This is a genomic window from Pseudomonas sp. W4I3, from assembly GCF_030816195.1.
Taxonomy (GTDB): Bacteria; Pseudomonadota; Gammaproteobacteria; order Pseudomonadales; family Pseudomonadaceae; genus Aquipseudomonas.
The window spans coordinates 1,276,558-1,302,774 of sequence record NZ_JAUSXS010000001.1 but is presented as its reverse complement, the minus strand read 5'-3'; the positions used below and the strand labels follow the sequence as shown (position 1 = coordinate 1,302,774).

At 61.7% G+C, this 26,217-nt stretch carries 19 protein-coding genes and 1 pseudogene; 4 read left to right on the top strand and 16 right to left on the bottom strand.

Annotation, left to right across the window (positions count from 1 at the left end):
* Positions 1–315: 315 nt before the first annotated feature.
* The 7 genes from QF045_RS05725 to QF045_RS05695 all read right to left on the bottom strand — a co-directional run bounded on the left by QF045_RS05725 (position 316) and on the right by QF045_RS05695 (position 8,756).
* A complete protein-coding gene (locus tag QF045_RS05725) occupies positions 316–1,032 on the bottom strand; it encodes an ABC transporter ATP-binding protein (RefSeq protein ID WP_306491396.1) in 717 nt (238 codons plus the stop codon).
* Positions 1,029–1,904, bottom strand: coding sequence for an ABC transporter ATP-binding protein (locus QF045_RS05720; protein ID WP_306491395.1), 876 nt, complete (start codon positions 1,902–1,904; stop codon positions 1,029–1,031). Before QF045_RS05720 ends, QF045_RS05725 begins: the two co-directional genes overlap by 4 nt.
* Positions 1,901–3,178, bottom strand: coding sequence for a high-affinity branched-chain amino acid ABC transporter permease LivM (livM, locus tag QF045_RS05715; protein ID WP_306491394.1), 1,278 nt, complete (start codon positions 3,176–3,178; stop codon positions 1,901–1,903). The genes QF045_RS05720 and livM overlap by 4 nt, the downstream gene beginning before the upstream one ends.
* Positions 3,179–3,180: 2 nt before the next feature.
* Positions 3,181–4,095, bottom strand: coding sequence for a branched-chain amino acid ABC transporter permease (locus tag QF045_RS05710; protein WP_003188099.1), 915 nt, complete (start codon positions 4,093–4,095; stop codon positions 3,181–3,183).
* Positions 4,096–4,300: 205 nt separating this feature from the next.
* A complete protein-coding gene (locus QF045_RS05705; protein WP_306491393.1) occupies positions 4,301–5,437 on the bottom strand; it encodes a branched-chain amino acid ABC transporter substrate-binding protein in 1,137 nt (378 codons plus the stop codon).
* 374 nt (positions 5,438–5,811) lie between these two features.
* Positions 5,812–7,095 carry an FAD-binding oxidoreductase gene (locus tag QF045_RS05700; protein ID WP_306491392.1) on the bottom strand — a complete coding sequence of 428 codons (1,284 nt, stop codon included), beginning with the start codon at positions 7,093–7,095 and terminating at the stop codon, positions 5,812–5,814.
* A 170-nt stretch (positions 7,096–7,265) separates the two neighbouring features.
* Entirely contained in the window at positions 7,266–8,756 is a 1,491-nt protein-coding gene (locus QF045_RS05695) for an aldehyde dehydrogenase family protein (protein WP_306491391.1), read from the bottom strand.
* Positions 8,757–8,910: 154 nt separating this feature from the next.
* On the opposite strand from QF045_RS05695, the pseudogene QF045_RS05690 reads away from it, so the two are divergent.
* The 3 genes and pseudogenes from QF045_RS05690 to nadE all read left to right on the top strand — a co-directional run bounded on the left by QF045_RS05690 (position 8,911) and on the right by nadE (position 12,056).
* Positions 8,911–9,802, top strand: a pseudogene (locus tag QF045_RS05690) (LysR family transcriptional regulator).
* Between the two features lie 208 nt (positions 9,803–10,010).
* On the top strand, positions 10,011–11,225 hold the full coding sequence (gene pncB, locus QF045_RS05685) for a nicotinate phosphoribosyltransferase (RefSeq protein ID WP_124361042.1): 1,215 nt from the start codon (positions 10,011–10,013) through the stop codon (positions 11,223–11,225).
* A gap of 3 nt (positions 11,226–11,228) precedes the next feature.
* Positions 11,229–12,056, top strand: coding sequence for an ammonia-dependent NAD(+) synthetase (nadE, locus tag QF045_RS05680; RefSeq protein ID WP_306491390.1), 828 nt, complete (start codon positions 11,229–11,231; stop codon positions 12,054–12,056).
* A 135-nt stretch (positions 12,057–12,191) separates the two neighbouring features.
* Here nadE and azu read toward each other — a convergent pair whose 3' ends face one another.
* Positions 12,192–12,638 (bottom strand): azurin, encoded by a 447-nt coding sequence (azu, locus tag QF045_RS05675; RefSeq protein WP_306491389.1) that lies wholly within the window; start codon positions 12,636–12,638, stop codon positions 12,192–12,194.
* Positions 12,639–12,970: 332 nt separating this feature from the next.
* On the opposite strand from azu, the gene QF045_RS05670 reads away from it, so the two are divergent.
* Entirely contained in the window at positions 12,971–13,153 is a 183-nt protein-coding gene (locus QF045_RS05670; protein ID WP_057724239.1) for a hypothetical protein, read from the top strand.
* A gap of 103 nt (positions 13,154–13,256) precedes the next feature.
* Here QF045_RS05670 and QF045_RS05665 read toward each other — a convergent pair whose 3' ends face one another.
* The 8 genes from QF045_RS05665 to rplI form a co-directional block, all read right to left on the bottom strand.
* A complete protein-coding gene (locus tag QF045_RS05665; protein ID WP_306491388.1) occupies positions 13,257–14,147 on the bottom strand; it encodes a transglutaminase family protein in 891 nt (296 codons plus the stop codon).
* Positions 14,147–16,633 carry a circularly permuted type 2 ATP-grasp protein gene (locus tag QF045_RS05660; RefSeq protein WP_306491387.1) on the bottom strand — a complete coding sequence of 829 codons (2,487 nt, stop codon included), beginning with the start codon at positions 16,631–16,633 and terminating at the stop codon, positions 14,147–14,149. Before QF045_RS05660 ends, QF045_RS05665 begins: the two co-directional genes overlap by 1 nt.
* Before the next feature lie 158 nt (positions 16,634–16,791).
* Positions 16,792–20,082 (bottom strand): DUF2126 domain-containing protein, encoded by a 3,291-nt coding sequence (locus QF045_RS05655; RefSeq protein WP_306491386.1) that lies wholly within the window; start codon positions 20,080–20,082, stop codon positions 16,792–16,794.
* 187 nt (positions 20,083–20,269) lie between these two features.
* A complete protein-coding gene (locus QF045_RS05650; RefSeq protein ID WP_306491385.1) occupies positions 20,270–20,719 on the bottom strand; it encodes a hypothetical protein in 450 nt (149 codons plus the stop codon).
* A complete protein-coding gene (locus tag QF045_RS05645) occupies positions 20,707–21,636 on the bottom strand; it encodes an NAD synthetase (RefSeq protein WP_306491384.1) in 930 nt (309 codons plus the stop codon). Before QF045_RS05645 ends, QF045_RS05650 begins: the two co-directional genes overlap by 13 nt.
* Positions 21,637–21,846: 210 nt before the next feature.
* Positions 21,847–24,150: a YgiQ family radical SAM protein gene (locus QF045_RS05640; RefSeq protein ID WP_306491383.1), complete on the bottom strand. Its 2,304-nt coding sequence runs from the start codon at positions 24,148–24,150 to the stop codon at positions 21,847–21,849.
* A gap of 96 nt (positions 24,151–24,246) precedes the next feature.
* Positions 24,247–25,644 (bottom strand): replicative DNA helicase, encoded by a 1,398-nt coding sequence (gene dnaB / locus QF045_RS05635; RefSeq protein WP_003188079.1) that lies wholly within the window; start codon positions 25,642–25,644, stop codon positions 24,247–24,249.
* A 110-nt stretch (positions 25,645–25,754) separates the two neighbouring features.
* A complete protein-coding gene (rplI, locus tag QF045_RS05630) occupies positions 25,755–26,201 on the bottom strand; it encodes a 50S ribosomal protein L9 (protein WP_003171376.1) in 447 nt (148 codons plus the stop codon).
* Positions 26,202–26,217: the final 16 nt, after the last annotated feature.

The following is a 26,217-nucleotide window of genomic DNA, read 5'->3' as shown; positions in this document are numbered from 1 at the left end:
GGGACAAGTCAAAACTGTGACAAAACAGGGATTTGCGGCGGCTATATGTCGCGCTTTGGAGGCGGGCTGGATTTGTTTTCCACAATTTGGCGAGGGCGCTGGGGATTACACAAAACAAGGTGGGGGGACTCGCCCTGATACCGGTCAGTTAAGCGAAAGTGGCTCAATGTAGGAGCGAGCTTGCTCGCGAAAAACGTCCAGGCAACGCGCTCATTCTGGATAAACGCGGGGGGCCTGAGTTCTTCGCGAGCAAGCTCGCTCCTACGAAAAATTAGGGCTTGCCCCCCTCCCACAGGGGGCTGCATGGTATTTAGATCAGTGGCCGCCGAGGTAGGCGTTGCGCACTTCCTCGTTTACCAGCAGTTCCTTGCCGGTGCCCGTCAGGCGAATCTCGCCGTTGACCATCACGTACGCTCGGTCCGACAGGCGCAGGGCGTGGTTGGCGTTCTGCTCCACCAAAAAGATGGTCATCCCGGTGGATGCCAGCTCGCGCAGGGTGGAAAAGATCTGCTTCACCACAATCGGCGCCAGGCCCAGGCTGGGTTCATCGAGCAGCAACAGCTTGGGCCGGCTCATCAGTGCGCGGGCGATGGCGAGCATTTGCTGTTCGCCGCCGGACATGGTCATCGCGCGCTGGTTACGCCGCTCCTTGAGCCGCGGAAACAGCTCGAACATGCGCTGCATGTCTTCCTGGGCGAACTTGTCGCCAATGGGGATGGTGCCCATCAGCAGGTTTTCCTCGACGGTCATGTCGGGGAATACCCGCCGCCCTTCCGGCGACTGCGCGATGCCGTTGGAGGCGATGTAGTGGGACGACTTGTGGGTAATGTCCACGCCGTTGTAGAGGATCTGCCCCGACTCGGCCCGTGGCTGGCCAAAGATCGACATCAGCAGCGTGGATTTGCCCGCGCCGTTGGAGCCGATCAGGCTGACGGTCTCGCCTTCGTTGATGTGCAGCGAGACTTTCTTCAGGGCCTGGATCGGGCCGTAGTACACGTCCAGGTCCTTCATTTCGAGGATAGGCCCGCTCATACGAGTTCCTCTTCGTCCGCGCCCAGGTAGGCGGCAATCACTTTCGGGTCGTTGCGGATCGCATCCGGCCCGCCTTCGGCAATCACGTTGCCGTGGTCCAGCACCACGATGTGGTCGGAAATACTCATCACCATGCCCATGTCGTGTTCGATCAGCACCACTGTGAGGTCGTGTTCGTCGCGCAGCAGGCGAATCATCGCGCTGAGGGCTTCGGTTTCCTGAGGGTTGAGGCCGGCTGCCGGTTCATCCAGGCAGATGATCTGCGGTCGCGTGCACATCGCGCGGGCGATTTCCAGGCGGCGCTGCTGGCCGTAGGAAAGCTCACCGGCGAGGCGGTTGGCGCAGTCCACCAGGTCCACCACTTCCAGCCAGTAGAACGCATGGTCGAGCGCATCGCTTTCAGCCTTGCGGTAGCCCTTGGTGTTGAGGATACCGGCGAGCATGTTGCGGTTGACCCACATGTGCTGGGCCACCAGCAGGTTTTCCAGCACCGACATTTCCTTGAACAGGCGAATGTTCTGGAAGGTGCGCGCCAGGCCGGCGCGGTTCACCAGGTGAGTGCCGCCGAACATCTTGTAGTACACCCGGCTGAGGAAGCTTTTCGGCGACACGAAATCGGCGGCCTGGAAGCGCTCGCCCAACAACTGGATCACATTGGTCTGCTTGCCACGCACGTTGAGTTCGATCTTGCCGCCACTGGCTTTGTAGAAACCGGTGAGGCAGTTGAACACGGTGGTCTTGCCTGCGCCGTTGGGGCCGATCAGGGCGAAGATCGAGTTGCGCTTGACCTTGAGGCTCACGTCGCTCAAGGCCTTGATGCCACCGAAGTGCATCATCAGATGTTCAACGGAAAGGACGACTTCCTTGCTCATGGCGCCACTCCTTTACGTGGTGTCACACCGGTACGGCTGATGCGGATCAAACCGCGCGGTCGCCAGATCATCATCACCACCATCAACACGCCAAAGAGCAGCACCCGGTACTCGGAGAAGCTGCGCAGCAGTTCCGGCGCAACGGTCAGCACGAACGCCGCGATCACCACACCGACCGTGGAGCCCATGCCGCCCAATACCACGATGGCCAGGATCAATGCCGATTCGAAGAAGGTGAACGACGACGGATTGACGAAGCCCTGGTAGCTGGCGAAGAACACCCCGGCCAAACCGGCCGTGGAGGCCCCGATGGTGAACGCCGAGAGCTTGACCAGCACATGGTTCAGGCCCATGGAGCGGCAAGCGATCTCGTCTTCGCGCAGGGCTTCCCAGGCGCGGCCGACCGGCATGCGCGTCAGGCGGTGCTTGATGTACAGCACGGCCAGCACCACCAGGAACAGCACGATGTAGATGAACATGAACTTGATGTTGGGGTTGTAATCGATGCCGAAGAACTCGTGGAACGGAATGCCGCCATCCTTGGCACGCTTGCCGAACTCGAGCCCCAGGAAGGTCGGCGAAGGCACCGGCATGCCGTTCGGGCCACCGGTGAACGACAGCCAGTTGTTGAGCACCAGGCGGATGATTTCACCGAAGCCCAGGGTCACGATGGCCAGGTAGTCACCGTGCATTCGCAGCACCGGGAAGCCGAGTATGCACCCCGCCAGCGCCGCCGCGATGGCCGCCAGCGGCAGCACCGTCCAGAACCCCAGGCCAAGGTATTGGTAACCCAGCGCCAGGCCGTAGGCGCCGATGGCGTAGAACGCCACGTAACCCAGGTCGAGCAGACCGGCCAGGCCCACCACGATGTTCAAGCCCAGGCCGAGCAGGACGTAGATCAACCCGAGGATCACCACGGTCAGCAGGTACTTGTTGGCGAAGATCGGGAACACGATGGCGATCACGATCAGGGCCGGGATGATCCAGCGCAGCCGCGACTTGTAGTCCGGCGGCAACACGTGCACGCCGGAGCCGCTGCTTTCGAAACCCTGCAGGATCTTCACGCCCTTGGGGGTTTGCAGGAACAGGCTGAGGGCAAAGCGCCCGATCATCACAATGGCGACCAGCGTGGCCACGCGCGCCGGTTCCAGGTTGAAGCTGTAGCCGTCGAGTACCACGCCGACGATCGGACCGAACACGATCAGGGAAATCAGCCCGGCGAGGACCGTATCGACCACACTTTTCTTGATATCGATAGATTTGGCAGCAGACATGTTTACACCTTCGCCACGAGTGGGCGACCAAGCAGGCCCTGGGGACGGAAAATCAGAATCACCACCAGCAGGGAGAAACTGAACACGTCTTTGTAGTCGGAGTTGATCAACCCCGAGAACAGCGACTCGGAAATACCCAGGATGATCCCGCCGAGCATCGCCCCAGGCAGGGAGCCGATGCCGCCGAGTACCGCTGCGGTAAATGCCTTGATGCCGATGATGAAGCCGGCATAGAAGTCGAAGGTGCCGTAATTGAGGGTGATCAGCACGCCGGCCAGCGCGGCCATGGCGGCACCGATGACGAATACGTAGGAGATCACGCGGTCGGTGTTGATGCCCAGGATCGAGGCCATCTTGCGGTCTTGCTGGGTGGCCCGGCACATGCGGCCAAGCTTGGTGTATTTGATGATGTAGGTGAGCAACGCCATGCCGGCGAATGCCGCCACGAGGATGAACACTTTGGTGTAGGTCAGTTGTACGAACCCGGTGCCGATATCGACGCGCCAGGCGCCGGCCAGCAGGGTGGGAATGCCTTGTTGCTTGGCGCCCTGGGCGATCTGCGCGTAGTTCTGCAGGATCAGCGAAATGCCGATGGCGCTGATCAGCGGAGCCAGTCGGGTGGAGTTACGCAGCGGTTTGTAGGCAACACGCTCGATGACCCAGCCGTACACGCCGGTGACGACAACAGTGAAGATCAGGGTGCCGAGAATGAGCAGCGGGAAGGATTCGATGCCGAAGTAAGCCAGCAGTGCCAGACTGATCGCCGCGAGGTAAGCGGAAATCATATAAACCTCGCCGTGGGCGAAGTTGATCATGCCAATGATGCCATAGACCATTGTGTAGCCGATGGCGATCAGGCCATAGACCGACCCGAGGGTCAGGCCATTGACCAGTTGCTGCAGGAAAATACCATCCATAACGCAATCTCACGCGGTGAGCACCTGCACACTGGTGGGTGTGCGGCGCTTCTGGAGGAAAACAGAGGCTTGGCAACATCCCCTGTAGGAGCGAGCTTGCTCGCGAAGAACGTCAACGATGACGCGGGCATCCTGAATGCCCGCGTCGCTCTCGGGTTTTTCGCGAGCAAGCTCGCTCCTACAGAGGTGCCGCATTCAGTTCGGCTTACTTCTGCTTTTCCAACTGGTGGTATTTACCGTCTTTATCCCACTGGTAAACCACGTAGTCAGAGATTTTCAGGTCGCCCTTGGCATCCCAGGCTTTTTCGCCCATGACGGTTTTAACCGGGTGAGCCTTCAACCACTTGGCAGCATCCTCGCCCTTGTTGGACTTGGCACCGTTGAAGCCGGCAGCCAGGGCCTGGATCGAGGCGTAGGCGTACAGGGTGTAGCCTTCCGGCTCGGTGCCGTTTTTGCGGAATTGTTCCACCACGGCCTTGCTGTCCGGCAGCAGGCGCGGATCGGCGCCGAAGGTCATGTACACGCCATCCACGTACTGCGCACCACCGGCGGTCGCCACCAGTTCGTCGGTGACCACGCCGTCATCGGACATGAACTTGACGTCTTTCAGGCCGGCTTCACGGATCTGGCGAACCAGCGGGCCGGCTTCAGGGTGCAGGCCACCGAAGTACACAACGTCGGCGCCCAGGGAACGGATCTTGGTGACCAGCGCGCTGAAGTCTTTCTCGCCACGGGTCAGGCCTTCTTCCAGCACCGGCTTCACGCCGCGCTTGGTCAACTGAGCCGCGGTGGCGTCGGCCAGGCCTTTGCCGTAGGTGTCCTTGTCGTTGATGACCGCGACTTTCTTGCCCTTGAGCACGTCGACGATGTAGTCGCCGGCAACGATGCCTTGCTGGTCGTCACGCCCGCACATGCGGAACATGGCGCCCAGGCCGCGCTCGGTCACCTGTGGGTTGGTAGAGCCCGGGGTGATTGCGATGATGCCTGCTTCGTCATACACCTCGGACGCCGGGATGGTGTTGGACGAGCAGAAGTGCCCGACCACGCCGATCACTTTGTCCTGGTCGGCCAGACGGTTGGCCACCGCCACTGCCTGTTTTGGCTCGCAGGCGTCATCGCCGGCCACCAATACGATCTTCTCGCCGTTGATGCCACCCGCCTTGTTGACCTCATCGGCTGCCGCCTGGGCACCCTTCATGTACTGCTCACCGAAAGCGGCGTTGGCGCCCGTCATAGGGCCTGCCACACCAATTTTCACATCAGCTTGAACAAACGTAGAAACACCCAGCGCCGCTGCAACGGCGAGGGCCAGAAAACCTTTCTTGTAAAACGTCTGGGACATGAGTGGTGCTCCGATATTTTTGATTTTTGGCACGACAACTTGCATTCAAACCTTTCAGCGAAAGCTCAGAGCAAGCCGCGTGCCATTACGTTTTTATTCTTCAAAAAGACACGGTGTCATTGTTATTACAGGCGTTTAGAGTCCTTTTGCCAGTACGTGCAACCGTCTAGCCTCGACAGGTGCAACCAGCAAGCGAAAAAAGTACAACCACGAACGAGGGAACCTGCAACCGTAGCGATAAACGACAGCTCCGCGACCTGTAACCCTGTGCGTAACGGAACTGCACATTTACAGTGCGCGATTGCTACGACTTGCACCAATACAGATGGATAGCCGGCTAAGAAAATGCCGGCTTCTGCGCGCTATTTCGCGGATCAGATCACGATCCGCAGGCATTGGCCCGCGTGATACAGAGAAAAGCCAGCTTCATACAGGCAACTGCGCAGGCCTGCGCCCGACAAGGGTTGCATCGGGGCAAAGGGGATCGGCAGCGCTTGGGGATTCTGGTGACACAAGTAGTCGGCGAACGCTTTGCCGACCACGCTGCCGGTGGTTACCCCGCGTCCGTTATAACCGGTGACTGCCACCAGCCCGGGCGCCGGCTCGAACAAGCGCATCAGGTGATCGGGCGTAAAAGCGATGCAGCCGGTCCAGGTGTATTCCCACTGCACCGATTTGAGGTACGGGAAGTAGTGCTGCTGCACTCGATCGGCCCACGCCTTGAGGAACCAGGCCGGTTTCTGGTTGCCGTTGCCCAGGCTGCCGAGCAACAGGCGACCCTCAGCGTCCCGGCGAATGCTGCTCAGCACCTGGCGCGTGTCCCATGAGCCCTGGCCGCCAGGCAGGATGCGCGCGGCGGCTTCATCGATGAGCGGCGCCGACGCGACCTGATAGTAATAACCGGGGAAGAAGTTACGGCGCAGCTCGGTCCATTCGCCTTCGGTGTAGGCATTGGAGGCGATCACCACTTGTGCGGCGCGCACCGCGCCTCGGGCCGTCTGCACCAGCCAGTCGGAGCCCTGGCGCTCAAGCTGGGTGACAGGAGAGTGATCGAATAACTGCCCGCCCAATCCGACGGCCGCATTCGCCAAGCCACTGGTGTAGGCCATCGGGTTCAAGGTGCCGGCGCGTCGGTCCAGCAACGCGGCGGCGATTTTGGTGGTGCCGGTGGCTTGCTCGCACGCTTGCCCGGTCAGCAACTCGACCGGCGCGCCCCGGCGCTTCCACTGTTCTTCACGACTGCGCAAATCCGCCTCGCCGCGAGCGTTGTGCGCCATGTGCAAGGTGCCCTCGCGGCGCAATTGGCAGTCGATGTTGTATTTGTCGATCAGGCTGAAGACCAGCGCCGGGGCAGCGCCGAGCATGCGATTAAGCTGACTGCCCACGGCTTCGCCGAAACCGGCTTCGATCTCGTCCGGCGGGATCCACAGGCCAGCGTTGACCAGCCCGACGTTGCGCCCCGAACCGCCGTGCCCGGTGCGATGGGCCTCCAGCACGACGACGCTTTTGCCCTGCTCGAGCAAATGAATAGCTGCCGACAAACCGGTGATACCGGCGCCGATCACGCACACATCCGCCTTGATCTCGCCCTTGAGCGCGGCGCGATCCGGACGGCTGGGGGTGAGGTGTTCCCACAAACATGTTTCACGTAGTGCCATTGCCAGACTCCGATGAGACCCAACAAACAACAACCTTGAAGTACAAATGAAATCCCCTGTGGGAGGGGGCTTGCTCCCGATGGCGGCGTGTCAGCCAACCAATACACAGCTGACCCACCGCTATCGGGGGCAAGCCCCCTCCCACATTGCCTTCACTTCGACTTGAGGCTTCAGTCGAACGTGATGCCTTGGGCCAATGGCAATTCCAGCGAGTAGTTCACGGTATTGGTCTGGCGACGCATATACCCGCGCCATGCATCCGAGCCTGATTCACGCCCGCCGCCGGTCTCTTTCTCGCCGCCGAACGCACCGCCAATTTCGGCACCACTCGGGCCGATGTTGACGTTGGCAATGCCGCAGTCACTGCCCACCGCCGACATGAACTGCTCGGCTTCGCGCACGTCAGTGGTGAAAATGCACGACGACAAGCCTTGTGGCACTGCGTTGTTCAGGCGCAGGGCTTCGGCGAAGTCGGTGTAGCCGATCACATACAGAATCGGTGCGAAGGTTTCGGTGCACACCACGTCGCTCTGTTCGGGCATTTCCACAATCGCCGGCGACACGTAGTAAGCGTTGGGAAACTGGTCTTCGAGCTGGCGCTTGCCGCCGAACACCTTGCCGCCCTCGCTCAGGGCTTGCTCCAGCGCGTCCTGCATGTTGTCGAAGCCGTGCTTGTCGATCAGCGGGCCGATCAGGTTGCCTTCCAGCGGGTGGCCGATGCGCACCTTGGCGTAGGCGGCCTTGAGGCGGGTGACGATTTCGGCCTTGACCGATTCGTGGGCGATCAGTCGGCGCAGGGTGGTGCAACGCTGGCCGGCGGTGCCGACCGCACTGAACAGGATGGCGCGCACGGCCATGTCCAGGTCGGCGCTTGGGCCGAGGATCATCGCGTTGTTGCCGCCCAGTTCGAGGATGCTGCGGGCAAAGCGCGCGGCGACTTTGGGCGCCACTTCGCGGCCCATGCGGGTGCTGCCGGTGGCGCTGATCAGCGCCACGCGCGGGTCATCCACCAGCGCGGCGCCGGCGTCGCGGCCGCCGATAATCACTTGGCTGAGGTACGGCGGTGCGTCCTTGAAGTTCTTCAACACGCGCTCAAACAACGCCTGGCAGGCCAGCGCGGTGAGCGGGGTCTTTTCCGACGGCTTCCAGATCACCGCATTGCCGCACACCAGCGCCAGCGTGGTATTCCACGCCCACACGGCGACCGGGAAGTTGAACGCGCTGATCACGCCGACCACGCCCAGCGGGTGCCAGGTTTCACGCATATGGTGGCCCGGGCGTTCGGAAGCAATGGTCAAGCCGTAGAGCTGACGCGACAAACCGACGGCGAAGTCGCAGATGTCGATCATTTCCTGCACTTCGCCAAGGCCTTCCTGGGTGATCTTGCCGGCTTCCCAGGAGACCAGCTCGCCCAGGTCGGCCTTGTACTGGCGCAACACATCGCCGAACTGGCGCACCAGCTCGCCGCGACGCGGGGCCGGTACTTTGCGCCAGGCCTCGAATGCATGCTCGGCGCGACTGACCTGCTGCTCCACCTCGGCGGCGCCTTCCCAGTGCACGCTGCCGATGCGGCTGCCATCGATCGGCGAATGCACGGGCTGTGTGCCCGCCTGGTACAGCGCCGGGTTTACCCCGAGACGGTCAAGCAATGCGGCAACCATGGGTCACTCCTTCAATCACAAGCAGAAAAATGTGCGCCGCGCCCGGCACGGCGATCCAGGCCTTATTTGTAGCTGGCCCAAGACTTGCCAACAAACGACGATTAGGCGAGATATCATTCCGTTTATTCATGCAAAGAATAAAAAGAGGCAGGCCGTGCTGAACAGAAGACATTTGCCCTCGATCACTGCGCTGCAGTGTTTCGAAGCCGCCACCCGCCATCTGAGCTTCACCCGCGCCGCCGAGGAACTGAACCTCACGCAAAGCGCGGTGAGCAAACAGGTGGCGCAGTTGGAAGAATTGCTGCAACACCTGCTGTTTCGCCGAGTGCGGCGCCGCTTGCAGATGACCCCGGCGGGCGACTTGTACCTGGTGGAAGTGCGCAAGATCCTCACCCAAGTGGAGATGTCCACCCACTACCTGCGCTCCTATGGCGGCGAAACCGAAGTACTGCGTGTGTCCACGCCCTACACCTTCGGCGCACGCTGGCTGGTGCCGCGCCTCAAGGGCTGGCGTCTGCGTCATCCACAGATCCATCTGGACCTGTGCAACGAGCATGGAACCGGATGAACTGCTGCAAGGCAAGGCCGACCTGGCGTTTTATTTCGGCCAGGGTTCACGCCCCGGCACCGAGAGCCTGAGGTTGTTCAGCGAAGAGCTTGTACCGGTATGTTCGCCAGAGAGCCTGCCGGCCACGCCGTTCAGCGACCCCACCCAACTGAGCGAGCTGGTGCTGCTGCAAAACGCCTCGCGCCCCCAGGGCTGGCATGACTGGTTCGCCAGCCAGGGTTTGCACACCGAGCACAGTTACCACGGGCCGCGTTTTGACACCTTTTATATGTGCATCCGCGCGGCGCAGGTCGGCTGCGGCGTGGCGCTGCTGCCTAGGTTTCTGGTGGAAGAGGAACTGGCCGACGGCAAGCTGGTGATTCCCTGGCAGCATGCGATGCCGAGTCAGGATGCCTATTACCTGGCTTATCCGGAGCACGCGGCGGAAGTGCCGAAGGTGCGCGAATTTGTGAAGTGGATGATGGAGCAGGTTATCTAGTGCCTGGAATATCGCCATGGGGAGCAAGCCCCCTCCCACATTTTGAAATGCATTCCAACCTGTGGGAGGGGGCTTGCTCCCGATGGCGCCAGTGGCCTTGGCAAAAAAATCACTGGCAAAACCCCACGGGTCTATGCGCCACTAGCCCCCTACCCCAATCGTGCGTAAAGGCCGGCGCCCATCGCCGAGCCGTCTGGAGATTCCCGTTATGAGCGAGAGTGTGTTTGCCGATCGCATCGTGCAGAACCTGCTCGACACCGACTTCTACAAGCTGACCATGATGCAGGCGGTGCTGCACAACTACCCGAACGTGGAAGTTGAATGGGAGTTTCGTTGCCGTAACAGCGAAGACCTGCGCCCTTATCTGGCGGAGATCCGCTACCAGATCGAGCGTCTCGCCGAGTTGAGCCTGAGCCCGGACCAATTGGGCTTCCTGGAACGCATCAGCTTCATGAAACCAGACTTCCTGCGTTTCCTGGGACTGTTCCGCTTCAACCTGCGCTATGTGCAAACCGGTATCGAAAATGGCGAGCTGTTTATCCGCCTGCGCGGGCCGTGGCTGCACGTGATCCTGTTTGAAGTGCCGATGCTGGCCATCGTCAGCGAAGTGCGCAACCGCTACCGCTACCAGACCGTGATCCTGGAGCAGGCCCGCGAGCAGCTGTACCGCAAGTTCGACTGGCTGACGGCCAATGCCAGCAGCGACGAACTGTCGGAGCTGCAAGTGGCCGACTTCGGCACGCGGCGACGCTTCTCGTACCGGGTGCAGGAAGAAGTGGTCAGCGTACTCAAGCACGATTTCCCCGGGCGTTTTGTCGGCACCAGCAACGTGCACCTGGCCCGCGAATTCGACATGAAGCCGCTGGGCACCATGGCCCATGAATGGATCATGGCCCACCAACAACTCGGCCCGCGCCTGATAGACAGCCAGATCGCCGCCCTCGATTGCTGGGTACGCGAATACCGAGGCCTGCTGGGCATCGCCCTGACCGACTGCATCACTACCGATGCGTTCCTCGGCGACTTCGATCTGTACTTCGCCAAGCTGTTCGATGGCCTGCGCCACGATTCCGGCGACCCTGTGCAGTGGGCGGAAAAAGCCATCGCCCATTACCACAAGCTGGGCATCGAGCCGATGAGCAAGACCTTGGTGTTCTCCGACAGCCTGACGCTGCCCAAGGCCCTGGAGATTTTCCGCGCGCTGCGTGGCCGCATCAATGTGAGCTTTGGCATCGGCACCAACCTGACCTGCGATATTCCAGGGGTGGAACCGATGAGCATCGTGCTTAAAATGACCGCCTGCAATGGCCAGCCCGTCGCCAAGATCTCCGACGAAGCGGGCAAGACCCACTGCACCGACCCGAATTTCGTCGCCTATTTGCGTCACGTTTTCAAAGTACCTGCCCTATCCAGCAAGGAGTGAATCATGCAAGCCGTACAGCGTGAGATTGCGCAGCAGCTCAAGGTGCAAGCGCCGTTCAAAGACCAGGCCGCGCTTGAAGCAGAAGTCGCCAGGCGCGTGGCCTTTATCCAGAACTGCCTGCGCAATTCCGGGCTCAAGTCGCTGGTACTGGGCATCAGTGGCGGTGTCGACTCCCTCACCGCAGGCCTCTTGGCCCAGCGCGCGGTGCAGGAGCTGCGCGCCAGCAGTGGCGATGAGGCCTATCGCTTTATCTCCGTGCGCCTGCCCTACGAAACCCAGTTTGATGAACACGAAGCCCAGGCGTCGGTGGACTTCATCGAGCCGGACGAGCGCCACACCGTCAACATCGGCCCTGCGGTCAAAGCACTGGCCAATGAAGTCGCGGCCTTCGAGGGCAAGCCGGCGGCCTCCCGCGATTTCGTGCTGGGCAACACCAAAGCGCGCATGCGCATGGTCGCGCAGTACACCATCGCGGGCGCGGCCGGTGGGCTGGTGATCGGGACCGACCATGCGGCGGAAGCGGTGATGGGCTTTTTCACCAAGTTTGGCGATGGCGCCTGCGACCTGGCGCCGCTGAGCGGGCTGGTGAAAAACCAGGTGCGCGCGATTGCGCGGCATTTCGGCGCGCCGGAGTCGTTGGTGGAAAAAGTCCCGACCGCCGACCTGGAGGACCTGTCACCGGGCAAGCCGGACGAAGCGTCACATGGCGTGACCTATGCCGAGATCGATGCGTTCCTGCACGGTGAGCCCGTGCGTGAGGAAGCGTTCAGGATTATCTGCGAGACCTATCGCAAGACGGAGCACAAGCGGGTCATGCCGTTTGCGCCTTGAGGTGGGTCAGATAGTGTTGCGTTGAGTGTTGAAATGCCATCGGGGGCAAGCCCCCTCCCACAGTTGACCGAGTTTGAGCATGAGAAGCCGGTCGAATGTGGGAGGGGCTTGCCCCCGATGAACGATAACGCAGTGTTATTTAACGACCACAGTGCCTTTCATCATCGAGATGTGGCCCGGGAACGAGCAGAAAAACGCGTAGTCCGTACCCGCAGCCAGTTTGGACACATCGAAGGTCACCGAATCTTTCTCGCCGGCACCAATGATTTTGGTGTGGGCGATGATGCGGTCGTCGCCCGCCTTGAGGTAATCCTTGTCGATGCCGGCGGCCATGCCGTCGGTGGCCACTGGCTGCATGTTGGCGGCGCTGGTCAGCACCCAGTTATGGCCCATGACGTTTTTTGGCAGGCTGCCGGAGTGAGTCAGCTCAACGGTGAACTGCTTGCAGCTCTTGTCGATTTCAATGGCTTTGGTGTTGAAGGACATTTGGTCAGTGGAGTCGACAGTGACCTTGCACTCTGCAGCAAGCAACTGGCCGCTAGCCAGAGTCAGCAGGGAAACAGCAACGAGTTTGGCGAACATGTGAATCTCCAAGGCAGGGTTGAATAACGCGTATTGCGACAAGGGTGCCTCAATCAGGCGTGAGTTCTTATGATCTGCATCAACAGATTGTATACAACTTTAGGCTATCAGACTCATCAACACAATCTACCAGCCAACCGCGTGGCAACTGAATATCATCGGCCCATCATTCGTTGGAGCCCCAGCCATGTACCTCAATCAACTGTTCAACGGCCTGCTGGCCGCTTACGCCAGCGGTAAGTGAAGGCCAACCGCGCTGCTAAGCTGCTACCATAGCGACCCAAGGCAGCCGCGCGCCGCCCACCCTCACCTTCGACCCAAGAGGATCGCCCATGGCCAAACCTAATTACTCCTTCGCCAAACGTCAGAGAGACTTGGCCAAGGAACAGAAGAAAGAGGAAAAGCTGCAACGCAAGAAAGCCGCTGCCGATGAAGAGGCGGGCGCACTGAACCCGGATGCGGAAGGTGAAGTGGCAGCAGACGAGACTGAAACCCCGAAAGACCCGGCTGAATAATTATTTACCGTAGGAGCGAGCCTGCTCGCGAAGAACGTCAACGATAACGCGGGAAGCCAGGATCAACGCGGCGCCCTCAGGTTCTTCGCGAGCAAGCTCGCTCCTACATCAGCGGCATCACCGTCACCCGCACTTCCGGGTCATGGTTCCCCCCTCCCAGAATCACCCCTCGCAACGGCGACACATCGGAAAAATCCCGGCCCCAGGCCAGGGTGATGTGCTCCAGCGCCGGCTGCACGTTATTCGTCGGATCGAAATCCACCCAGCCCGCCACCGGGCAAAACACCGAAACCCACGCATGCGACGCATCGGCGCCGATCAACCGTGGCTGGCCGGGCGGTGGCTGGGTCAACAGGTAGCCGCTGATATAGCGTGCCGCCAGCCCCCGCGAGCGCAGGCAGGCGAGCATCAGGTGGGCGAAGTCCTGGCACACGCCGCGACGGCGCTCCAGCACTTCCACCAGCGGCGTGGCGACCTGCGTGGCTTCGCCATCGAAGGTGAACTCGCTGAAGATCCTTTGCATCAGCGCCTGCACGCCCAGCAATAAGGGCTCGCCAGGCGGGAAGCAGCTTTCGGAGAATTCGACGAAGATTTTTTTCAAATGCACGTAAGGCGATTCGAAGCGATAGCGGCAGGCTTCGATCACTTCAAGCGACAGCGGCTGGCTGCTGTAGGTGAAGCTGTCACGGGTGCGGTCCCAGGGCGGTGACTGGTGCAAGTCCAACACGGGTCGCGCCAGCACTTCCACGGTCAGCCCGGCATTGACCAGCAGTTCATCATGGGGCCGCTCGAACGCCAGGCGCGTGATCGGGTTGCCGAATACGTCCAGCTCATCGCGGCGTGAAGAAGGCTGCGGGCTGATGTCCAGGGTTTGCCAGGTGCAGCGTTGCCACGCACAGGGCCGTGGCCATAGATGCGCCAGCTGCTGGGCCAGGGACACCGGGCTGTCATAGTGATAATGGGTGTCATGGAAAACCTGATAGCGCGCACTCATCACAGCGACACCGTTTGCTGGCTGACATCATCCACATGGGCAAAGTGACGCAAGGCCAGGCGATCCGACACTTGTCCGCTCTCGTCGGCGACCGCCTGCAGCAGGTCAGCCAGGCCGTCCAGTGCGGCACGCACGCTGGATTCGCCGAACAGCGGGTTCTCCAGGCAACCCAGGTCGAAGCGCGCCAACCGCACCACCAACGGCCCCAGGCCGGTTTCTCGCGGCACGCCGAAATCATCGTTCAAGCGCCGCAGGGTGCGACTCACCAGTTTGAGCTGGAACAACACTGCATGGGGGTTCTGCTCGTCGAGCAATAGCAGATCGAGCACCGGAATCAGTTGCGGCACCGCCAGGTAACGCGAGCGGTAGGTGATGCTGCTGTTGCCCAGTTCCAGCAGCCATTCCAGCCCGGCCTGATCGAACACCGCCACACCGCGCAGGAACGCGGCAAGGCTGCTGCTGAGAAACTGCAGGCGCTCGATGCGCCGGCCCATCATCAAGAAGCGCCAGCCTTCATCGCGGGTCATGTCGTCCAGGGCAAACCCCGACAGCGCCGCGAGGGACATCACCAGGCGGTTGAGGAAATCCAGCAGCTCGCCGAAGTCCGGGGTGTCGCGCTCCAGCTCCATGGCTTCGCGCTGCAATTCCACCAGGGCCTGCCAGTTTTCCCGGGACAACTTGCCGCGCACCTGGGACGCCGCCCACTGCAAGCGCTGCAGATTGGCGCGCAGGCTCGAGGGCCAGTCATCGCCGAGCAACGCGGCGAGCAAGCGCTCGGGGAGTGGCCCTTCATCCGGCAACAGCCGCAGGCTCTCACCCAGTTCCACGGCCGCCTGCAAGGCCAGCGGATCGTCGCCGTCGACATAGCGCGCCAGCACGATGCGCAGCCAGCGCGCGCTGTCATCGCAGCGCTCGCAATAACGGCCAAACCAGAACAGGTTTTCCACCACGCGTGACGGCAGATACGGATCGCGGCGCACCAGGTCGTGCGCCCCAATCGTGCGCTGGGCCCGCCACTGCTCGCTACCGGGCGCACCTTCGCCGAGTACCCAAGTGTCCTTGCTCGCGCCACCCCGCTGCATCGACACCACTTCGGCATCGGCTTCGGCGGCCACGCGGGTCAGGCCGCCGGGCAGTACCCGGTAGCCGTCGTCACTGGCCACGGCGTACACGCGCATGCCGATGGCGCGGTGTTGCAGATGGTCATCCACGGTGTGCCACACCGGCGCCTGGGACAGTTGCGCCAGTTCCTGGGCGACGTAGGCATAGGGCCGCGCGCGCATGCGTTCGGCCAGGGCCTGGCGTTGTTCGGCGTTCAAGTCGCGACCGAACACCGGGGCGAAACTTTGCGAGGGGAACGCCGGTTTGATCAGCAGCTCCGGCAGCTTCTCCAGCGCCTCGGCCAGCACCGGGGCCTCACCGCACCACCACGTGGCGATGGACGGCAGGATCAGTGCTTCACCAAACAAGAACTCGTTGATCTTCGGCAGGAAACCCAGCAGCCCCGGCGATTCCAGCACACCGCTGCCCAGGGCATTGGCCACCAGGACATTGCCCTGGCGCACGGCATCGAGCAGGCCGGGCACGCCGAGGGCTGAGTCGGTGCGCAGCTCCAGAGGGTCGCAGAAGTCGTCGTCCAGGCGACGCATGATCGCGTGCACGCGGCGCAGGCCACTGAGGGTTTTCAGGAACACCGTGCTGTCGCGCACGGTGAGGTCGCCGCCTTCCACCAGGGGGTAGCCGAGCTGGCGAGCGAGGTAAAGATGTTCGAAATAGCTTTCGTTGAAGCGCCCCGGCGTGAGCAGCACGATCAGCGGTGGCTGGTCATCGCCAGGCGCTTGGCGGGCCAAGGTTTCCTGGAGGGTGCGGAAGAAACCGGTGAGGTGCTGCACCTGCAGGTCGCGGTACAGATCCGGGAAGGCGCGGGACACGATGGTACGGTTTTCCAGGGCGTAGCCTGCGCCCGATGGTGCCTGGGTGCGGTCGGCCGTCACCCACCAGCGACCATCCGGCGTGCGCGCCAGGTCCACGGCGTACAGGTGCAGAAAGGCACCGTCCGGCGGCTGGATACCCTGGCACGGCCACAGAAAATTGTTATGCCCGAATACCAGCTCGGCCGGCAGCAGGCCTTCCTTGATCAGGCGCTGCGGGCCATAGAGGTCGGCCAGGACTGCATTGAGCAGACGCGCACGCTGGGCAATGCCGGCAGCCAGGTGCTGCCACTCATCGGCCGCCAGCACGTGGGGCAACAGGTCCAGTTCCCACGGACGATCGGCGCCCTTGGGGTCGGCGTAGACGTTATACGTCACGCCGTTTTCCTGGATCTGTCGCGTCAACAATGCCTGACGCTGCGCCAATTGCGCCGGCGTGCTGCGCTGCAGGTGGTCGAGCAAGCGCTGCCAATGGGCCCGTACCGCGCCGCTGTCATCCAGCAGTTCGTGATAGGTGCCCGCGGTCAGCGGATAGCGGTCGAGCAAATCGGACATGGAACGCTCGGCAGAGGCAAGGGAAGTCAGGTTAACTCAACAAACACTGCAAATCCCCTGTGGGAGGGGGCTTGCTCCCGATGGCGGTGGATCAGTTAACTTATGTATCGGCTGATACTCCGTCATCGGGAGCAAGCCCCTCCCACATTTGATCGCATTCAGTCATTTTTATTGGGGAAACGCCGCAGGTCGAGGGTCATCGGTAACTCATCGTTGATAACGACAGATGGCACGTCGAGCTTGCCTGGACTATGCCCCAAGCGGAAAAACCGTGCCATCCGCCGGCTTTCGGCTTCATTGGCATTCACCGGCAAGCTGTCGTAATTGCGCCCGCCCGGATGGGCCACGTGGTAGTGGCAGCCGCCCAGCGAGCGTTGCATCCAGGTATCCAGCAGGTCGAACACCAGCGGGGCATGCACGCCGATGGTCGGTTGCAGGCAGTTGGACGGTTGCCAGGCACGGTAACGCACGCCGGCGACGAACTCGCCGACCCGGCCAGTCGGCTGCAGCGGCACCGGGATGCCGTTGCAGGTCAGCAGATAGCGCTGCGGTGGCAAGCCGCTCACCTTCACTTGCAGACGCTCCAGGGATGAATCCACATAGCGCACCGTGCCGCCCGCCGTGCCCTCTTCGCCCAGTACATGCCAGGGCTCCAGGGCCTGGCGCAGTTCCAGTTCGATACCGCTGACGGCGTAGTCACCGACCTTGGGGAAACGGAACTCCAGGTGCGCGGCAAACCACTCGGCGCGCAGCGGATAACCGGCGGCGTTGAGTTCGACGATCACATCAGCGAAATCCTGCTGGATGAAGTGCGGCAGCAGGAAACGGTCATGCAGTTCAGTGCCCCAGCGCGCAAGCTTCGGTGGCGCGTAGGGTTCACGCCAGAAACGCGCAACCAGCGCCCGCAACAGCAACTGCTGGGTGAGGCTCATGCGCGCATGGGGCGGCATTTCAAACGCGCGCAGCTCCAGCAGGCCCAGGCGGCCGGTGGCGCCGTCGGGCGAGTAGAGTTTGTCGATGCAGAATTCGGCGCGGTGGGTGTTGCCGGTCACGTCGATCAGCAGGTTGCGCAGCAAGCGATCGACCAGCCAGGGCGGGCATTCTTCGCCGGGCGCGGGCATTTGCGCGAAGGCGATTTCCAGCTCGTACAGCGCATCGTTGCGCGCTTCATCCACCCGAGGCGCCTGGGACGTCGGGCCGATAAACAGCCCGGAAAACAGGTAGGACAGCGATGGATGATTGTGCCAGTAGCTGATCAAGCTGCGCAGCAGATCGGGCCGGCGCAGGAACGGCGAGTCCTTGGGTGTGGCGCCGCCGAGCACGAAGTGGTTACCGCCGCCGGTGCCGGTGTGGCGACCGTCGATCATGAATTTTTCCGTGGTCAGGCGGGTTTGCCGCGCCTCTTCGTAGAGAAACTCGGTGCGCTCCACCAACTCGTCCCAGGTGGCGGATGGCTGCACGTTGACCTCGATCACGCCAGGGTCAGGCGTGATGCGAAAGTTGCTCAGCCGCGTATCGGCCGGCGGCTCATAGCCCTCCAGCAATACCGGGCAGTGCAGTTCTTCAGCGGTCGCCTCAATGGCCGTCACCAGCTCCAGATAGTCCTCGACGCGTTCCAGCGGTGGCATGAACAGATAGAGGCGCCCTTCCCGCGCTTCGGCACACAGCGCGGTGCGGGTCAGCCAGTCGGCGGATTCATCCAGCTTCGGCGCACGCTCTTCGCTCGCCGCAGGCTCGCCATGGCTTTGCAGTTGATCGGTGCTCGGCAGTTGCGGTTGATCCTGGTTCGGGTCGGTGGGGTGCACAAACGGATATTCCGCCGCCGTCACCCATGGCTGCGAGGCCAGCGGCAGCCGATAACCCAACGGCGAATCGCCCGGCACCAGGCGGCAGTGATTGTCGCGCAGGTACCAGCGACCACTCTGCCAGCGGTCATTGGCGGCCGTGCGCGCCAGCGGCAGAACCTGGCCGATGACTTTATCCAGGCCTTGGCTGAAGACCTTACGCAGGCGTTCGCGCTCAAGATCGTCACTCAGGCGCGGATCCTGGGCGGTGACGTTTTGCGGCAGCGCACCTTCGCGCCACAGGTAGTAGAAATTGTCTTCGTAGGCCGGGAACACAAAACGTGCCGGCAACTTGAGGCGTTCGGCGACGCTGGCCAGGAAGCGCCCGGCCGTCGCGCCGTCAGCGCCATAGTCCTCTTGCTCATCGGCGATCAGCGCGCTGTTGTGCCAGATCGGCACGCCGTCGCGGCGCCAGTAGCAGTTGAGCGACCAGCGCGGCAGTTGCTCGCCGGGGTACCACTTGCCCTGACCAAAGTGCACCAGGCCCTTGGGCGCGTAGTGGCTGCGCATACGCTGGAACAGCTCGGCGGACAGGCGCCGCTTGTCCGGGCCAAGGGCGGCGGTGTTCCATTCGGCGCCGTCGGGGTCGTCGATGGAGACAAAGGTCGGCTCGCCGCCCATGGTCAGGCGCACATCGTCCCTGAGCAAGTCACCATCGATCTGCCGGCCCAAGGTCTGGATCGCCTGCCATTGCTCCTCGCTGTAGGGTTTGGTTACCCGTGGGGCTTCCCAAATGCGCTCTACCGACATTTCGTGGGTGAATTCGCACTCGCAGGGCTCCACCAGCCCACTGATCGGTGCGGCGGAGGACGGATCGGGACTGCAGGCCAACGGGATATGCCCTTCACCGGCGAACAGCCCGGAGGTGGCATCCAGGCCGATCCAGCCGGCGCCGGGCAAATACACTTCGCACCAGGCGTGCAGGTCGGTGAAGTCCACTTCGGTGCCGGAGGGGCCGTCGAGGGCTTTGACGTCGGCGGTGAGCTGGATCAGGTAGCCGGACACAAACCGCGCCGCCAGTCCCAGGTTGCGCAGCAGCTGCACCAACAGCCAGGCCGAATCGCGGCACGAGCCGCAGGCGTTTTCCAGGGTGAATTCCGGGGTTTGCACGCCCGGTTCCATGCGGATCAGGTAGCCGATATCGGCAGCCAGGCGCTGGTTCAGGCCGACCAGAAAATCCACCGCCGGCAACGGCGTGCGGTCGATACCGGCCAGGTAGGCGGCAAACTTCGGCGTCAGTGGCAAGGTTTCCAGGTACGGCGCCAGCTCGCGCTGCTCATCGGCGGCGTAGCTGAAAGGGATGTTTTCGGCGTAGGGCTCGAGGAAAAAGTCGAAGGGGTTGAATACCGCCATCTCGGCGACCAGGTCGACTTCGATGCGCAGCTCGCCGGTTTTTTCCGGGAACACCAGACGCGCCAGGTAATTACCCTGGGGGTCCTGCTGCCAGTTGATGAAATGCTGCTCGGGCAACACTTTCAGCGCGTAGGACAATATCCGCGTACGGCTGTGGGCCGCCGGGCGCAAACGCACGATCTGCGGGCCGAGTTCGACAGCCCGGTCGTAGCGGTAATGCGTAACGTGGTGCAACGCGACATGAATCGACACGGCGGCCTCCTGCGAGCCAGGGCATGGGCACAACGCGCGCAAGACTTATGCCAGAGCGGCAGTCATTGCGCTTTATCGTCGAGCCCGGTGCAGTACAGCACCAAAACGACGCCAATGGTGGCGTCATGGTGCGAGGGCTGCACATATTTGTGGCGAACGCCTGGAGGGAGGTGGTGAATCTACCCAGTCATGGGGCCTTGTGCCTGGCGCCGAGGGCTTGGCGCAGGTGGCGGATTTCAACGAGTTTGGCCCGCATCTCGCGCTGCCCCTTGCTGTTGAGTATCAGCAGCCCGAACAGTGGAAAAACCAGCGCCAACCCATAAAGAACACGATGAGGGTCGTATTGGATCATCGGCAACACAAACAGCAGGCAAGCGACGTAGATACCGACCATCAACCATGTCCAAGAGGGTTTGCCGCGCAAGATCATAAAGTTGCTATGCACCGTCAGCAGCGTGAACACTGCCCCGGCCAGCATGATCTTGAGCCCGACTTGAGCAAGGGGCGCATCATCAAAATAGGTGACGAACGCCAGCGCCATGGCCAACGCCACTGAAAAATACGCCGCAAATACGCCGCCCAGAAATGTCAGAAAGTAATGCCTGAAAAAGTCCCGGAGCGTCATCAATTCGCCCATTCTTTTACTTCCTCGTACAGCCCGATCGCGATGGTATTGACGTTTCCGGAGTAGGCACTCCCGCCGAACCCTAAGACTGCGCTCAGGGCGTCCTTGATCTGGGTCGTTGTGCCGTGCTTGAGCTGCGTAGGGGTGAAACGCTTGGTGAGTTCACCCGACGCCTGCCGCAACTTGAGCATCTTCGCAGTCAAGCTGGGATGGTTGATGCTCATCAGCTCTTTCGTCAGCCTGGCTCTTTCCTGCCGATTCAAACCGCGAAGCACATCCCGCAGGCTCTTGCCCGTCGAGGCTTTGGCTGCCCTGACCAGCTTGATCGTCGTCAGGGTCGAAGCGCCCACGCCGACCAGCGACGCTGCGTCGAGCACAATGGAAGCATTCTGGTACCAGCCTTCACTGTCGAGCCAATCGTTGACCTCGGGCTTGGCCACCTCAAGCGTCGTGCGGGCAAGGCCATTGATGCATTGCAGCGAACTCGCGCCCGCCGCCGCGTACCCTATCACCACAACGACGGAACTGGCGCCCGCACTGAACGGCACCAGGAGGGTGCCGCTGGCAATCGCAGCCCAACTGATGACAGCGCCCAGACAAGAGATCCCAGTGTTCACGGCCTCGCCGATCAGCCTGGACTCTCTGGGGTTGCTCGTCACATGTTGAGCGAATTGTGTCGGTGCAACGTATTTCTGCGCCTCCCGCAGGATGATGCGCTTGGGCTGGATGCTGCAAATGGGCTTGAATTCGCGCAGGGTAATGACGTTGAAGTCGGCGTCGATGTATACAACGCCTGCGCCAACGATACCTGGATCGGCGTCGATGGCGGCAAACAGGCGCGGCAGGTTGATCTGGCTTTCAATACGCTGGCGCGCCATGAATTGGGAGCGGTTGGAGTCCATGCCGATACCGGCCAGGGGGTTGCCCATGGGAGTTCTTCCTTGAAGGGGTGGAAACTGGACTGACGCCATCGGGGGCAAGCCCCCTCCCACACTTTGAAATGTAGACACCGTTTAAATGTGGGAGGGGGCTTGCCCCCGATAGCGCTTCAATGGCCGCCACCTTACCAAACAGGCTCACCACCGGCCAGAAAGCAAAACGCCAGCACGAGGCTGGCGTTTGGCATGTTCAGGCTGCGATCAACGCGGCACGACCGGTTTGCGCGCAGGCTTGCCGCCTTTGCCCTTGGCCGCGTCGGTGCGCTCTTTGGCTGCCTGCTTGTTGCGCGCCTGGGCCGCAGCCTTGGCTTGTTCGCGCTTGTCCCACGGGTTGCTGCCGTCGCTGCCGCGAGGTGGCAGGCCGGTGTGCTGGGTGAGGATCTTGGTGGTGGTTTCCTTGGCGACCTTGTGGCTGCCGGCCGGCGTCGAGTTTTTGCGACGCGCGCTCTGGTAGCTGTCGGTAGACGGCTGGTGCAGCGGGATCAGTTGGTCCTTGCCCGGCCCGATCAGGTCGGCACGGCCCATGCGGGTCAGCGCTTCACGCAGCATCGGCCAGCCCTTGGGGTCGTGGTAGCGCAGGAACGCCTTGTGCAGACGACGCTGCTCTTCGCTTTTGACGATGGTCACCGCGTCGCTCTTGTAGGTGACCTTGCGCAGCGGGTTCTTGCCCGAGTGGTACATCGCGGTGGCGGTGGCCATCGGCGACGGGTAGAACGCCTGCACCTGGTCGGCACGGAAGCCGTTGCCCTTGAGCCACAGGGCCAGGTTCATCATGTCTTCATCGGTGGTGCCGGGGTGGGCGGCGATGAAGTACGGGATCAGGTACTGCTCCTTGCCCGCTTCCTTGGTGTACTTCTCGAACATGCGCTTGAACTTGTCATAGCTGCCGATGCCCGGTTTCATCATCTGGTTGAGCGGACCTTCCTCGGTGTGTTCCGGGGCGATCTTGAGGTAGCCACCCACGTGGTGGGTGACCAGCTCTTTGACGTATTCCGGCGACTCGACGGCGAGGTCGTAACGCAGGCCGGAGGCAATCAGGATCTTCTTCACACCTGGCAAGGCACGGGCGCTGCGGTACAGCTGGATCAACGAGGAGTGATCGGTGTTCAGGTTCGGGCAGATGCCGGGGAACACGCACGACGGCTTGCGGCACGCGGATTCGATTTCCGGGCTCTTGCAGGCGATGCGGTACATGTTCGCGGTCGGGCCGCCAAGGTCGGAAATCACCCCGGTAAAGCCAGGCACCTTGTCGCGGATCTCTTCGATTTCGCGAATGATCGATTCTTCGGAACGGTTCTGGATGATGCGGCCCTCGTGCTCGGTGATCGAGCAGAAGGTGCAGCCGCCGAAGCAGCCACGCATGATGTTCACCGAGAAACGGATCATGTCGTAGGCTGGAATTTTCTCTTTGCCATACGCCGGGTGCGGTACGCGGGCGTACGGCATGCCGAACACGTAGTCCATTTCTTCGGTGGTCATCGGAATCGGCGGCGGGTTGAACCACACGTCGACTTCACCGTGCTTCTGCACCAGGGCGCGGGCGTTGCCGGGGTTGGTTTCCAGGTGCAACACGCGGTTGGCGTGGGCGTAGAGCACCGCATCGCCCCGGACTTTTTCCACCGAAGGCAGGCGGATCACGGTCTTGTCGCGGGTCATGCGCGGGCTGGCCAGAATCTGTACGACCTTGGCTTCTTCCGGATCATCCACCGGCCCCTTTTCCTGCTCGATGGCGCAGGCCTGGGTGTCCTGGGTGTTCACGTACGGGTTGATGATCTTGTCGATCTTGCCCGGACGGTCGATGCGCGTGGAGTCCACTTCGTACCAGCCGGCCGGCGTGTCACGGCGAATGAAGGCGGTGCCGCGCACGTCGGTGATGTCTTCGATCTTGTGGCCCCACGACAGGCGCTGGGCGACTTCGACGATGGCCCGCTCGGCGTTGCCGTACAGCAGGATATCGGCGGTGGCATCGATCAGGATCGAGTTGCGCACGCGGTCCTGCCAGTAGTCATAGTGGGCGATGCGGCGCAGGGAGGCTTCGATGCCACCGAGCACGATCGGCACGTTCTTGTAGGCTTCCTTGCAACGCTGGCTGTACACCAGGCTCGCACGGTCCGGGCGTTTGCCGGCCATGCCGCCGGGGGTGTAGGCGTCGTCGGAACGGATTTTCTTGTCGGCGGTGTAGCGGTTGATCATCGAGTCCATGTTGCCGGCCGCGACGCCGAAGAACAGATTCGGCTCGCCGAGCTTCATGAAGTCGTCTTTGGACTGCCAGTTCGGTTGGGCGATGATCCCGACGCGGAAGCCCTGGGACTCCAGCAGCCGGCCGATGATCGCCATGCCGAACGACGGATGGTCAACGTAGGCATCACCGGTGACGATGATGATGTCGCATGAATCCCAGCCAAGCTGATCCATCTCCTCCCTGCTCATCGGCAGGAATGGCGCAGGACCGAAACATTCGGCCCAGTACTTGGGATAGTCAAATAACGGCTTGGCTGTTTGCATGACGGTGACCGGTGTTGAGATGAAAAATCGCGGGCGCGGAATATAGCACAAATTTTGACCAATTCCGACGGTAATGGTCGGAATTGAGCAGAAGCATTATTCGTCGTCGTCGAAGTTGTAGCTGCCCGGCGCGAGGTTTTCGAAACGGGTGTATTTGCCGATGAACGCCAGGCGGATAAAGCCGATCGGCCCGTTCCGCTGCTTGCCGATGATGATCTCGGCAATGCCTTTGTGTTCCGTCTCGGGGTGATACACCTCGTCGCGGTACACGAACATGATGACGTCGGCGTCCTGCTCGATCGCTCCGGATTCACGCAAGTCGGAGTTCACCGGGCGTTTGTTGGGACGTTGTTCCAGGGAACGGTTGAGCTGGGACAGCGCCACCACCGGGCAGTTGAATTCCTTGGCCAGGGCCTTGAGGGACCGGGAGATTTCGGAAATTTCGTTGGTGCGGTTGTCGCCGCTGGAACCCGGGATCTGCATCAACTGCAGGTAGTCGATCATGATCAGCGCGATGTCGCCGTGCTCACGCACCAGGCGACGGGTACGTGCGCGCATCTCCGACGGGCTGATACCGGCCGTGTCATCGATGAACAGCTTGCGGTCGTTGAGCAGGTTGACCGCCGAGGTCAGGCGCGGCCAATCGTCGTCCTCGAGCTGGCCGGAACGCACTTTGGTCTGGTCGATGCGGCCAAGGGACGAGAGCATACGCATGATCAGCGATTCGCCTGGCATCTCGAGGGAGTACACCAGCACTGCCTTGTCACTGCGCAGTACGGCGTTTTCCACCAGGTTCATCGCGAAGGTGGTCTTACCCATCGACGGACGGCCGGCGACGATGATCAAGTCGGACGGCTGCAGGCCGCTGGTCTTCTCGTCGAGGTCGGTGTAACCGGTGGAAATACCGGTAATCGCGGCATCGGTGTTGAACAAGGTGTCGATGCGGTCGATGGCTTTGGTCAGCAGGTCGTTGACGCTGACCGGGCCACCGGTTTTGGGCCGTGCTTCGGCGATCTGGAAGATCTGGCGCTCGGCCTCGTCCAGGATCTCGGCGGCGGTCCGGCCTTCGGGGTTGAAGGCGCTGTCGGCGATTTCGGTGCTGATGCCGATCAACTGGCGCAAGGTGGCGCGCTCGCGGACGATCTGCGCATAGGCCTTGATGTTGGCGACGGACGGCGTGTTTTTCGCCAGTTCGCCGAGGTAACCCAGACCGCCTACTTGGGAGGTCTGGCCTTCCTTGTCCAGTTGCTCGGCCAGGGTCACCACGTCGATCGGTGAGTTCTGGTCGGCCAGCTTGGCGATGGCGCGGAAGATCAGGCGGTGGTCATGACGATAGAAGTCGCCGTCCGAGACTTGATCCAGCACGCGTTCCCAGGCGTTGTTGTCCAGCATCAAGCCACCGAGCACTGCCTGTTCGGCCTCGATGGAATGCGGCGGCACCTTCAGGGCAGCGGTTTGCAGATCGTATTGCTCAGGAGCGGAGATTTCGTTCATGGCCACTTGAAATTAGGGGTGTGTAAAAAAACAAAAGGCACGACCTGTAAACAGGATCGTGCCCGATGTTAACCGGCTGACACGCGAGGTGCCAGTCAGTTAGGTGCGGCTTAAGCTGCTACCACGACAACGCGTACGGTGGCTTCAACTTCGGCGTGCAGGTGCACGGCTACGTCGAATTCGCCTACGTTGCGGATGGTTCCGTTCGGCAGACGAACTTCGCTCTTCTGCACTTCAACGCCGGAGGCGGTCAGTGCATCAGCGATGTCGTGGGTGCCGATCGAACCGAACAGCTTGCCTTCGTCACCGGCGGTGGCAGTGATAGTCACTTCCAGCTCAGCCAGTTGGGCAGCGCGAGTTTCGGCCGAAGCTTTTTTGTCTGCTGCGGCTTTTTCCAGCTCAGCACGACGCTCTTCAAACGCAGCCAGGTTGGCAGCGGTTGCAGCGGTGGCTTTGCCGTATGGCAGCAGGTAGTTACGACCGTAGCCGGCCTTAACGTTCACTTTGTCGCCCAGGTTGCCCAGGTTGGCGACTTTTTCCAGAAGGATCAGTTGCATGTGAAAATCCTCTAAC